Source organism: Streptomyces sp. NPDC060366, from assembly GCF_042725135.1.
GTDB lineage: Bacteria > Actinomycetota > Actinomycetes > Streptomycetales > Streptomycetaceae > Streptomyces.
In genome coordinates this window covers 342,141-353,334 of sequence record NZ_JBHXDC010000001.1, presented here as the reverse complement: position 1 = coordinate 353,334, position 11,194 = coordinate 342,141, and the positions used below count along the sequence as shown (strand labels likewise).

Genomic DNA, 11,194 nt, shown 5'->3' with positions numbered 1-11,194 from the left:
CCGCATCCGCGCCTCGACGCACCGCACTCATTGCGGCGACTGCGTCGGGTACGGCTCCGACGGATCCCGGCGCCGCCGCGTGGCGCGCCGTACGGCGAACAGCGCCAGCGCGGCGAGGCACGCGGCCCCGATGAACACGATGGGCCAGACGTACCCGGACGGCGCGGACGGCCGGTCCGACGGCTCGGCCCGCGCGGCGGCGGCATGGCGAGCCGCCCCCGCGGCGTGCGTCGGCCCCGCCGCCCGCACGGTGCCCGTAGCCGTAGCCGTAGCCGTAGCCGTAGCCGTGGCGGTGGCCGCGACCGCTTCGGGTCCCGCCGCGCGGCCGGCCCGCGCGATCGGTCCCCGCTTCTCCTCCTCGGCCACCTGGCGTGGCGGGCTCGGCGGCCGGGGCGGCTCCAGCGACCCCACGGGCGTCACCGCGGGCGCGGCCTTGAAGCCCCAGTCCAGCAGCGACCGGGCCTCCTCGTACACCGCCTGAGAGGCCCCGGACTGCGGATTCATCACCGTCGCCAGCAGCGTGCGGTCCCCACGCCGGGCCGCCGCGACCAGCGTGTTCCCCGCGTTCGTGGTGTAGCCGTTCTTGACACCGATCAGCCCCCGATAACGCCGTACGCCGTCGGCACCCGTCAGCAGCTTGTTCGTGTTCCGGATGCCGAAGGTCGAGCCGCGGTCGCCGGGGAACTGGGCGTCGACGGTCGAGCAGTGCTCCGCGAACGCCGGAATCTTCAGCCCGGCGCGGCCGAACACCGCGAGGTCGTACGCCGACGACACCTGCCCCGGCTCGTCGTAGCCGTCCGGTGAGACCACGCGGGTGTCGCGGGCCCCCAACTCCTTCGCCTTGGCCTGCATCTGCTTGATCGTCGACTTCCAGCCACCGTTCATCCCGGCGAGGACCCGCACCGCGTCGTTGCCCGAGCTGAGGAAGACGCCCCGCCACAGATCGGCCACGTCGTACGTCCGCCCGGAGGTGATGCCCACCATGCTGCTGCCGGCGCCGATCCCCGTCAGATCCGCCTGGGTCACTCTGTGCCGGGTGCTCGCGGGGATCCGGGGCAGCGCGGTGACGGCGAACAGGGTCTTGAGCGTGCTGGCGGGCGGCAGCTCGCGGTGCGCGTTGTGCGCGGCGAGCACCGCGCCCGTGCGCGCGTCGGCGACGACCCAGGAGAGAGCGGAGACATCTTTGGGAGGCGCGGGCGCCCCCGACGTCGCGCGTACATGGGTGCCGGGCCGGTACAGCAGCGAGGGATCGGCCCGCGGGAGCGCGCCGGCGGTGGAGGCCGTGGCGGTCGCGGCGGTGGCCGCGGGTCCGGACACCGCTACCGGGAGAAGGGCCAGCAGGCCGGACAGCCCGGTGGTCAGAGCCACGGTGCGGGCGAACGCGGGGCGCGGAAACCATCTGATGATCATTCAGTCACCGTAGAAACGGGCGACCTCCCCCGCACGGCCGCCTGAGCCGACCGGAGGTATCCCCGTCCGACGTCGCCCCCGCCCACTTCGGCGTGTTGCCGCGTCTCCCGGGTGCGGCCGATGGGGCGACTGCGCCCGGTCGGCCCGGTCGCGGTCGGCACGGGTACAAGACCGCGCAATTCGAACAGATGTCGTCACTATCCGTGCTGCCAACGAAGCGCTCCGTGCAAAACGCGCGAGTCTATGCCTGCCGCACCGGTCCGCGCACGAGGTTGGTGAATATGCCGTTGCGCGGTTTCGCCCGCACTAAGCTCTCGCGGAGCGCGCCGAGTTGATACGAAATCAGGCGCTTGTTCCCATGTGCCGCAATAGTTTCGATCACCCGATCCCTGAATCGACCGCCAGAGGGCTTACATGGTTCGTGTTGAAGCACCCATGAATGATCAAGCGTCACCCACCGTTCGCGCGCTTCTGCTCTCCGCGGCCCTGATGGCGACAGCAACGGCCGTCGTCGTGGTCTTCGTCGCCGACGCCGCCCGGATTCCGGTCGCGGCGTACGGCGCGGTCGTCACCTTTCTCGTCAGCTGGGGGGCCGTCGAGATCGCCCGCCGGGGGCAGGCGATTCGCGCTCTGCATGTGCGGTACGGGCATCAAGTCGCCTTCCTGGAACGGCGCATCGCCGAGCACGACGACCAGAGTGTGCGCCTCGGCAAGGAACTGATGCCGCTCGCCATCCACCAGCTCCGCCGGGGGAACTCGCCCCAGGAGGTCATGCACGTCATCGTCGACGGCGACGAGCGCTACCGCGAACTCCCCGGCTCGCAGCGCGCGTTGCTCCGCGCGATCCTCGACATCGTCGACGACGAGGAAGCCATGCGCGAGTCCGCGCAGCGCTCCTTCGTCAACATCGCCCGACGCGTCCAGTCCCTTGTGCACCAACAGGCCAGCGAACTGCGCGAGATGGAGGAGCACCACGGCCGTAACCCCGAGGTCTTCGACGACCTGCTGCGCATCGACCACGGCACCGCCCTGATCGGGCGGCTCGCCGACAGTGTCGCCGTACTCGGCAAGGCCCGCCCCGGACGCCAATGGCCCAGGCCCGTACCGCTGTTCAGTGTGCTGCGTGGTGCGATGTCCCGGATCCTGGAGTATCAGCGCGTCGATCTGCACTCGATCGCCAAGGTCGCCATCGTCGGTACGGCCGTCGAGCCGCTGATCCACGCGTGCGCCGAACTCCTCGACAACGCCACCCGTTACTCGCCCCCGCAGACGCGTGTCCATGTGACCGCCGTCGAGGTGCAGACCGGTATCGCGATCGAGATCGAGGACGGCGGCGTCAGCCTCAGTGAAGAGGCGCGGACCCGGGCCGAGCGGATGCTCGCGCAGGCGCAGGCCGGTATCGATCTCAACGACCTCGGTGAGAGCCCGCGGCTCGGCATGGCCGTCGTCGGCCGGCTCTGCCAGATGTACAACCTCCAGGTCTCGCTGCGGCAGTCCGCGTACGGCGGCGTCCGCGCCGTCCTCGTCGTACCGCGTGACGTGGTCACCACCGGGCCCGCGCCCGGTATCGCCCACGGCATCGGCGCGTCCGCGATGGGCACCGGCGGCACCGAGCTGCCCGAGATGCGCCGCCCGCGCACCATCGACGCGGCGCGTACGGCCGCCGTCGGCGGCACGCCGGACCCGGGGAACGGGGCCCCCGCCTCGAAACCCGCGCCCGCCCCGGCCGCCGTTCCCGCTCCCCGCCCGGCCACCGGCCCGGTGCGGTCGGCGCCCGTCAGGGCCGCCTTGGAGGACGACGTCCCCGTCGTCACCGAGTGGACGGCGAACGGTCTCCCGCAGCGCCGCAGCCGTGGCAGGGCTCCGCTGGGCTCGCACAACATCGTGCGGACACCGGCGCCGCAGCGCTCGAACGGCACCTCCGCCGGTACTCCGGGGACGACCGGCGCTCCGAGCGCGCCGGGCACCTCGAACGGCACCGGGGAAGCGGGGAAACCCGGCCCCGGCATCTGGCTCGAAGCCTTCACCAAGGCGGTCAACGGCGACCCGCACCCGCAGGGGCCGCCGACAGGCACCACCGGCACGACAGGCGTCACAGGTGCGACAGGCACAGGCGACGCGCCGCCGGACCGGCCCGGCGAGCGCGGGGAATCAGACGACATGTGGGGCAAAGGGGACCTGAAGTGATCCAGCAACGTGCCAACTTGGACTGGATGCTCAAGGAGCTCGCGGACGGCGTTCCGCAGGTCCAGCAGATCGTCGTACTCTCCGCCGACGGACTGCGGATCGCCAGACACGGCGGCGACCCCGATGTCGCCGACCGTCTCGCCGCCGCCTGCGCGGGACTTCAGAGTCTCGCCGCCGCGGTCGCCGCCGAAATCCCTTTGAGCGACGGCCGGATGAGGCTCGTCGTCATCGAAGTGAGCGGCGGGTTCTTCTACTTGATGGAAGCGGGTACCGGCGCCTACCTCGCCGTACTCGCCGACGAGACGGTGGACGCGGGTCTCGTCGGCGCCCGGATGCGGGACATGGTCGTGCGGATCGGTGCCCATCTGACGAGTCCGCCGCGACATGACGGGCAGACCGGATGACTCCTCCCCGACGAGAACGCAGGCTGCCCGGGGCGGACGTGGGGGACCCCGAACGGCTGTACGTGATCACGGGTGGCCCGGACGGCGCCAAGCGCGCCTCGCTCGACCTCGTCACCATGATCGTGGCACGCGAGGCCCCCTCGCCGACGGTGCCGCCCGAACAGGCCGCCATCCTGCGGCTCTGCGGGGCGCCGCTGTCCGTGGCCGAGCTGTCGGCGTATCTCAGGCTGCCGTTCAGCGTGGTGACCGCGCTGCTGACCGACCTCCTCACGACCGATCTGGTCGAGTCACGCGCGCCCGTCGCCCGCGCCACACTCCCCGACAGGTCCCTTCTCGAAGCGGTGATGCATGGACTCCAGAAGCTCTGACACGATCACAGGCCCCAGGAGCGAGGACGTACTTCCCACCACGGCGACATCCGCGGTGAAGGTCGTGATCGTGGGTGGATTCGGGGTCGGCAAGACCACCATGGTCGGGTCGGTGAGCGAGATCCGCCCGCTCACCACCGAGGAGACCATGACCCAGGCCGGCGTCGGGGTGGACGACAACTCCGGGGTCGAGAGCAAGACCGCCACCACCGTCGCCATGGACTTCGGCCGGATCAGCATCAGCGAGCAACTGGTGCTCTACCTCTTCGGCACCCCCGGCCAGGAACGCTTCTGGTTCCTCTGGAACGGGCTTTTCGAGGGAGCGCTCGGCGCCGTCGTCCTCGTCGACACCCGGCGCCTGGAAGTCAGTTTCGACGTGATCGGGCGGCTGGAGGAGCGCGGCGTGCCCTTCGTCGTCGCGGTCAACACCTTCCCCGACGCGCCGAGCCATCCCGTCGAGGCGCTGCGCACCGCGCTCGACCTGCCCGACGAGGTGCCGATGGTCGACTGCGACGCGCGGCTGCGGGCGTCGAGCCGCGACGTCCTGCTGACCCTCATGCGCTATCTGCACTCGCTGGCGCTGCCGGTCTGAACCCCCCTGCGGCCTGAACCTTCTCCGGTCTGAACCCCCTCCGGCGGCCTCAACCCCCTCCGGCCTCAACCCCCTTGCGGCCCGACCCCTCCGGCCCGATCCCCCTCCTCCCATCCCTGGAGTGACCGTGACAACGCCCTATTCGCACCGGCCGGGAACGGACGACCACGCCGCGCCGCCGCCGGGCTGCCCCGCCCACGGACTGGTCGCCGACGCCTTCGGCGACCACCTGGCGCCCTCCGGGCTGCGGCGGCTCTACGGCCCCGAGGCCGAGAACGACCCGATGGGCCTGTACGAGAAGCTGCGCGCCGAGCACGGCTCGGTGGCACCGGTCCTGCTGCACGGCGACGTACCCGCCTGGCTCGTCCTCGGCCACAGCGAGAACCTGCACATGACGCGCACCCCGTCCCAGTTCTCGCGGGACTCCCGCCGCTGGCGCGCGGTCAACGACGGCAGCGTGCCGCCCGACCACCCCCTCGCGCCGATCTTCACCTGGCAGCCCATCTGCGTCTTCGCGGACGGCGCGGACCACGAGCGGCTGCGCGGCGCCGTCACCGACTCGATCGGCCGGATCGACCACCGGGGCGTACGGCGCTTCATCAACCGCTACAGCAACCGGCTCGTCAACGACTTCTGCCAGGACGGCAGGGCCGACCTCGTCAGCCGGTTCGCCGAGCATCTGCCGATGATGGTGATGGCCCAGATCCTCGGTATGCCCGAGGAGTACAACGAACGGCTGGTCCAGTCGGCCCGCGACATGATCAAGGGCACCGAGACGGCCGTCGAGAGCAACGCGTACGTGATGGCGGCCCTGGACCGGCTCGTGGCCCGCCGCCGGGCGGCCCCCGACGAGGACTTCGCGAGCTGGCTCGTCGAGCACCCGGCCGGGCTCACGGACGCGGAGGTCGCCCAGCATCTGCGACTGGTGCTCATCGCCGCGTACGAGACCACGGCCAACCTCATCGCCAACGTGCTCCGCATGGTCCTCACCGACCCGCGGTTCCGCGCCCAGCTCAGCGGCGGTCATATGACCCTCCCCGAGGCGGTCGAGCAGACCCTCTGGGACGAACCGCCGTTCACCACCATCTTCGGCCGGTGGGCCGTCGGTGACACGGAGCTGGGCGGGCAGCGGATCAAGGCGGGTGACGCGCTGGTCGTCGGGATCGCCGCGGCCAACGTCGATCCGGTGGTACGGCCCGACGTCAACGCCTCCATGCAGGGCAACCGCGCCCATCTGGCCTTCAGCGGCGGCCCGCACGAATGTCCCGGCCAGGACATCGGGCGCGCGATCGCCGACACCGGCATCGACGCGCTGCTGCTGCGGCTGCCCGACCTTCAACTGGACGTGCCGGAGGAGGACTTGCGCTGGTCGGCGTCGCTCATGTCGCGGCACCTCCAGGAGTTGCCGGTGACGTTCGCGGCACGTCCGCCGCAGGACGTCGCCGGACCGCCGTCGGCCACACCGGGGTACGCGCCGCGCACCGAGTGGCAGGTGGAGTCGCCCCGGCCGGTGCCCGCGCAGGGCGCGCCCGGTGCCTTCGCCGTACCGTCGCCTGCTCGGCCCGCCGGGTCGCCGCCGTCAGCGGCCGCGTCCGTGTCGCCGTCCGACGCCCCGTCCGCGGCGCCGACGCCGGCCGGTTCGATCCCGGCGCAGCGCGGGCCCGGCGCGCCGGCGCGTGCGTGGCAGGCCGTGGTGCGGTGGTGGCGAGGCTACTGACGCCGGGGCGGTGACGAGTGGGGGCGGGCGAGGTGGGAGCGGCCGGAGGTCAGCTGGTGACGTCCAGTTGCTCCCACCACCAGGAGATCGTGGGGATCGGCAGCGGCTCCCGGCCGGAGTCGGAGGGGTCCGGCTTCCACCAGCCGCCCGGCTCCGCCGCCGGACCCGACGGCACCGAGTAGCGGGGACAGACCGACGCCCAGTCCAGATGGCCCCGCACGAACTGCCCCAACCCCTCTGTGTAACCGCGCAGTTCGTCGCTCGCGTCCAGGAGTACCTGCTCGCTCAGCCGGCCGTGGAGCACCATCACCCGGTCCCGCATCGCCACCGCGTGCTTCAGCGCCTCAGGTGGCTCGCAGCCCAGCTCCTGGCAGAGCACGTCGATCAGATTGAGATCGTCGCCCGCCCGCAGCAGTTCCTTGTTCCGGGAGTAGAGGTCGTTGTCCCAACTGACCAGCGTCCAGGCCATTTCGGTGAGCGCCTGGACACGCGGATCCGCCAACTCCTCGTCCCGTACGGAGAATCCGCCGACGATCTCGATCATCGCCGTGGACGGTGCCATCCCTATGGCCCGCATCCACAGGGTGATGTAGTCGTTCAGGGACGGCAGTTCGGCGCTGCGGCGCCAGGACGCCTCCCACACCAGACCCGAGGTGTACACCCGCATGGCGTCCGTCCAGCGGCGCAGCTGCTGCGGGGACGCGTACTCCTCCAGCTCCGTGCGCAGGGCGCGCAGCGCGGCGGTGTGCGGGGAGTCGGCGCGGGAGTTCGCGGCCGGGGCCTCGACCGCGCGGAGGATGCGGGAGGTCTCCTGTGCCATCAGATCCGTGGTGGCGTCCGTCTCGTCGCAGACACCGTCGTCGAGCGAGAAGAGCACGGCGTGGAACTTGGCCATCAGGGTGAGGGGTTCGATTTTTCCGTACGGCATCGTCCAGGCGGTGAGTCCGCCGAAGTCGCAGACGGCGAGGCGCTTGCGCTGCTGCTCGTCGGTGTCCAGATTCTGACGCAGCATCCAGTCCACCGTCAGGTCGTTGAGGACGTCGACGCCGGGATGTACGGCGGGTTCCACCGGGCAGTAGAACGGCACGGCCGGGAGCTGCCGGGACAGGACCTGTTCCTCGACGCACGTCATGACCGGCCTCCTGGGAAACATGTAGGCACAGGGTGGGTTCGGTGAGAATCCGGTGCGGTGTGGTGTAAGTCGGCGGTTGTTCGAGTGGAGCGTATATGCCCATGACGGTTCGTCAATAACAGGGCAACTGATCTACGCCTGGCCGGATTTGACCATATGTGGGGTGGCCGGGATCACTCGGTGCGGCCATATGGCCGGGCTCCCACGTCAGGGCGGTACCGGCGCCACCGTCCGGAGAGGGGAGTGATCGGTTCCGGTGGTGCCTGTTCGGTCGGATTCGATCCTGGCCGAAAACATACTGATGGTGATCACTACGTCACGATCAGGTGGCCGGGTGGGACGAAGTGCGTGGGTTCCGTCAGTCCACGCCACTCGCCCTTCCGTCAGCCGCGCGCGCCGAACGCCTGGGTCCACCACGGTCCGCCGGACTCGTTGTGGACGCCGACACCGATCTCCTTGAAGGCGCAGTTCAGTATGTTGGCCCGGTGGCCCGGGCTGTTCATCCAGCCCTCCATCACCTGGGCGGCCGTCTGCTGCCCCCGCGCGATGTTCTCGCCGTAGGTGCTCCACTGGTAGCCCGCCGCCGTGATGCGGTCGCCGGGGTCCTTGCCGTCCGGGCTGTTGTGGTCGAAGTAGTCCTTGGCCGCCATGTCCTGGGAGTGGCGCAGCGCGGCGGTGTCCAACTGTGAATTGGCACTTACCGGTCCGCAACCGGCCTTGGAACGCTCGGAGTTGACGAGAGTGGTGACCTGGTCGGCGAGGCCGCCGCCACCGCCCGGCTTGGGGTCGTCCGCCGTCGGTGTCGGATCGGGCTTCGGGGCCGGATCGGCGGTGGAGGGGCGCGGGGCGGGAGTTGACTTGCTCGGCTTGGCCGCCTTCTTGGACGGCGAGCGGGTCGGCGAGGGCGACGGGCTCGCGCTGCTGCGCGAGGGTGAGGGGCTTGCGGACTCCGCCGTACGGCTCGCCGCCGACTTGGGCTCCAGCGTCTCCGGTTCGACGGCGGTCGACGCGCGTGACTCGTCCTTGTCCCGGTCGCTCGCGACGAGCTGGGCGACGCCCCCGGCGGTGAGCAGCGCGGCGACGGCCGCGGTCACGGTGACGGCGCGGCGCCGCTTCGCCCGCCGGTCGCGGCGCAGCGCGTCCCTGGCGCCGGTACGACTCCCGTCGCCCGGAACGCCGCCCGAAACGCCACCGTCCGAAGCGCCACCACCGAAACCGCCATCGCCCGAAGCACCGCTACCGAAACCGCCCTCGCTGTACGAGGCGGCGGCCGGGGCCTCGCGGTTGCCCACCGGCACCAGCGGAAGACCGGCCACCAGGGCGTCGGCGGGCGCCAGTCCGGCCGCGTACCCGGAGCAGACGGTGCAGTCGTACGTGTGCCGAGCCGTGCGCTCACGCCAGAGCGGGGACGGTACGCCGTCCCAGCCGCCGACGAGTTGCTCCAGCAGGACGCACGGCGGCTGCGCCGACAGCGCGCGGACCACCACGCGAGCGGTGTCCAGTTCGTGCCACATCCGCTCGATTCGCGCGTCCATCTGCTGCGAGTTGGCGGCCAGGGCGGCGGCGACCTCGGGCCGGGTGAGTTCACCGGCGGTCTCCAGCCACCACAGCGCCACGAGCGCGTGGTGCTCGCGGTCGACCCAGCGCGTGGCCTCGGCGACCTCCCGGTGCTGACCGGAGAGTCCGAGACGGCTGATCATCAGATCCACGAAGTCGAAGTCGGGCCGGGGGAGCGCCGGGTCGTACACGTAGTCCGCGTGCTCACGGATCCGGGCGACCGTGGTGGTGACCAGGTACGAGCGGAAGTCGGCCGGGCGGCGCAGCCCGCCGAGGCCGCCGAGCACGTGGTGCAGCGTCTCCCGCGCCAGCGCGTCCACTTCCGGGTGGCCGTGCAGGGCGTGGCCGACGAGCTGGTGGACAAGCGGCAGCGACTCGACGCCGAGTCGGTCGACCGCCGACCGGTCCCCGGCCTGCGCCGCCTTGACCACTGAGGTCTTGAACGGACTGCTCACGCTGTCTCACTCCCACTCGTGACTCGCGGTGGGCACCGATCGTAAGGGGAACGGCGGGCCCGTGCCCCCTTGATACGGCACGCGGCGCCGCACAAGTGGGCGAATTCATATTCGGCCGCCTGGCCGGATCCCGGCCGGATACCAGTTCGGCGTGAAGCTCAGCTGTCGACCCGCTTAAGAAATCCTCGATGGACTGAACGGTCACGGCGGCGGCAGATTGGTGCCGACATCGATCAGTGCCGCCCGCGTCACGCACCCGCGTGCGTCCGCGTGTCCGCGCACCCGCACCGCCTGGAGCCGCCCCGATGAAGGCACTTGTGAAGCTGACTGCCGAGCCGGGGCTCCGGCTCACCGATGTGCCCGAGCCGGAGGCCGGCCCCGGAGACGTGCTCATCAAGGTCCTGCGTACCGGTATCTGCGGCACCGATCTGCATATCCGCGCGTGGGACGGCTGGGCCCGCCAGGCGGTTCAGGCGCCGCGTGTCCTCGGCCACGAGTTCGTCGGCGAGGTCGCGTACGTCGGCACCGATGTCCAGGACATCGCCGTCGGCGATCTCGTCAGCGGCGAAGGGCATTTGGTCTGCGGCAAATGTCGTAACTGTCTGGCGGGCCGAAGGCATCTGTGCCGCAGTACGGTCGGACTCGGCGTCGGCCGCGACGGCGCGTTCGCCGAGTACGTCGCGCTTCCCGCGTCGAACGTATGGGTCCACCGCGCGCCCGTGGACCTCGACATCGCGGCGATCTTCGACCCGTTCGGCAACGCCGTGCACACCGCGCTCACCTTCCCCCTCGTCGGCGAGGACGTGCTGATCACCGGCGCGGGCCCGATCGGCATCATGGCGGCGGCCGTCGCCCGGCACGCCGGCGCGCGCAACGTCGCCATCACCGACGTCAGCCCCGACCGCCTGGAGATCGCCCGCAAGGTCGGCGCCACACTCGCGCTCGACGTCTCGGCCCCCGGCACCGGCATCGCCGAGGCGCAGCGACGGCTCGGCCTCAAGGAAGGCTTCGACATCGGCCTGGAGATGTCCGGTCGCCCGGAGGCGATGCGCGACATGGTCGACAACATGACGCACGGCGGCCGGATCGCCATGCTGGGCCTGCCCGCCACCGAGTTCGCCGTCGACTGGGCGAAGATCGTCACCTCGATGATCACGGTGAAGGGCATCTACGGCCGCGAGATGTACGAGACGTGGTACGCGATGACGGTGCTGCTCGAAGCCGGCCTCGACCTCGCGCCCGTCATCACCGGCAGCTACGGCTACGAGGACTTCGACACGGCCTTCGACGAGGCGGCCAAGGCCACCGGCGGCAAGATCATCCTCAACTGGGCCTGACCCTCCGGACCTGATCCTCCTGGGCCCGATCCTCG

General features: G+C 71.0%; 9 protein-coding genes. 6 read left to right on the top strand and 3 right to left on the bottom strand.

Annotation, left to right across the window (positions count from 1 at the left end; translation table 11 throughout):
* Positions 1–27: 27 nt before the first annotated feature.
* Entirely contained in the window at positions 28–1,410 is a 1,383-nt protein-coding gene (locus ACFWHU_RS01435) for a D-alanyl-D-alanine carboxypeptidase family protein (protein ID WP_387223093.1), read from the bottom strand.
* 414 nt (positions 1,411–1,824) lie between these two features.
* On the opposite strand from ACFWHU_RS01435, the gene ACFWHU_RS01430 reads away from it, so the two are divergent.
* The 5 genes from ACFWHU_RS01430 (at position 1,825) to ACFWHU_RS01410 (ending at position 6,678) form a co-directional block, all read left to right on the top strand.
* The gene (locus ACFWHU_RS01430) at positions 1,825–3,597 is read left to right on the top strand and encodes a sensor histidine kinase (RefSeq protein ID WP_387223090.1); all 1,773 of its coding nucleotides are present in this window, start codon (positions 1,825–1,827) and stop codon (positions 3,595–3,597) included.
* Complete coding sequence (locus tag ACFWHU_RS01425) at positions 3,594–4,001, top strand: roadblock/LC7 domain-containing protein (RefSeq protein WP_078074197.1); 408 nt, start codon at positions 3,594–3,596, stop codon at positions 3,999–4,001. Before ACFWHU_RS01430 ends, ACFWHU_RS01425 begins: the two co-directional genes overlap by 4 nt.
* Positions 3,998–4,369 (top strand): DUF742 domain-containing protein, encoded by a 372-nt coding sequence (locus tag ACFWHU_RS01420; protein ID WP_385798964.1) that lies wholly within the window; start codon positions 3,998–4,000, stop codon positions 4,367–4,369. The genes ACFWHU_RS01425 and ACFWHU_RS01420 overlap by 4 nt, the downstream gene beginning before the upstream one ends.
* A complete protein-coding gene (locus ACFWHU_RS01415) occupies positions 4,350–4,961 on the top strand; it encodes an ATP/GTP-binding protein (protein WP_385798966.1) in 612 nt (203 codons plus the stop codon). Before ACFWHU_RS01420 ends, ACFWHU_RS01415 begins: the two co-directional genes overlap by 20 nt.
* Positions 4,962–5,088: 127 nt before the next feature.
* The gene (locus tag ACFWHU_RS01410) at positions 5,089–6,678 is read left to right on the top strand and encodes a cytochrome P450 (protein WP_387223087.1); all 1,590 of its coding nucleotides are present in this window, start codon (positions 5,089–5,091) and stop codon (positions 6,676–6,678) included.
* Positions 6,679–6,727: 49 nt separating this feature from the next.
* On the opposite strand, the gene ACFWHU_RS01405 is transcribed toward ACFWHU_RS01410, so the two are convergent.
* Positions 6,728–7,810, bottom strand: coding sequence for a terpene synthase family protein (locus ACFWHU_RS01405; protein WP_387223085.1), 1,083 nt, complete (start codon positions 7,808–7,810; stop codon positions 6,728–6,730).
* Positions 7,811–8,193: 383 nt separating this feature from the next.
* Complete coding sequence (locus ACFWHU_RS01400; protein ID WP_387223082.1) at positions 8,194–9,822, bottom strand: CAP domain-containing protein; 1,629 nt, start codon at positions 9,820–9,822, stop codon at positions 8,194–8,196.
* 305 nt (positions 9,823–10,127) lie between these two features.
* On the opposite strand from ACFWHU_RS01400, the gene tdh reads away from it, so the two are divergent.
* Positions 10,128–11,159 carry an L-threonine 3-dehydrogenase gene (tdh, locus tag ACFWHU_RS01395; protein ID WP_385798974.1) on the top strand — a complete coding sequence of 344 codons (1,032 nt, stop codon included), beginning with the start codon at positions 10,128–10,130 and terminating at the stop codon, positions 11,157–11,159.
* Positions 11,160–11,194: the final 35 nt, after the last annotated feature.

Coding starts and splice junctions, on each gene's coding strand:
- ACFWHU_RS01435 (WP_387223093.1), bottom strand. CDS start 1,410: ATGATCATCAGATGGTTTCCGCGCCCCGCGTTCGCCCGCACCGTGGCT.
- ACFWHU_RS01430 (WP_387223090.1), top strand. CDS start 1,825: ATGGTTCGTGTTGAAGCACCCATGAATGATCAAGCGTCACCCACCGTT.
- ACFWHU_RS01420 (WP_385798964.1), top strand. CDS start 3,998: ATGACTCCTCCCCGACGAGAACGCAGGCTGCCCGGGGCGGACGTGGGG.
- ACFWHU_RS01415 (WP_385798966.1), top strand. CDS start 4,350: ATGGACTCCAGAAGCTCTGACACGATCACAGGCCCCAGGAGCGAGGAC.
- ACFWHU_RS01405 (WP_387223085.1), bottom strand. CDS start 7,810: ATGACGTGCGTCGAGGAACAGGTCCTGTCCCGGCAGCTCCCGGCCGTG.
- tdh (WP_385798974.1), top strand. CDS start 10,128: ATGAAGGCACTTGTGAAGCTGACTGCCGAGCCGGGGCTCCGGCTCACC.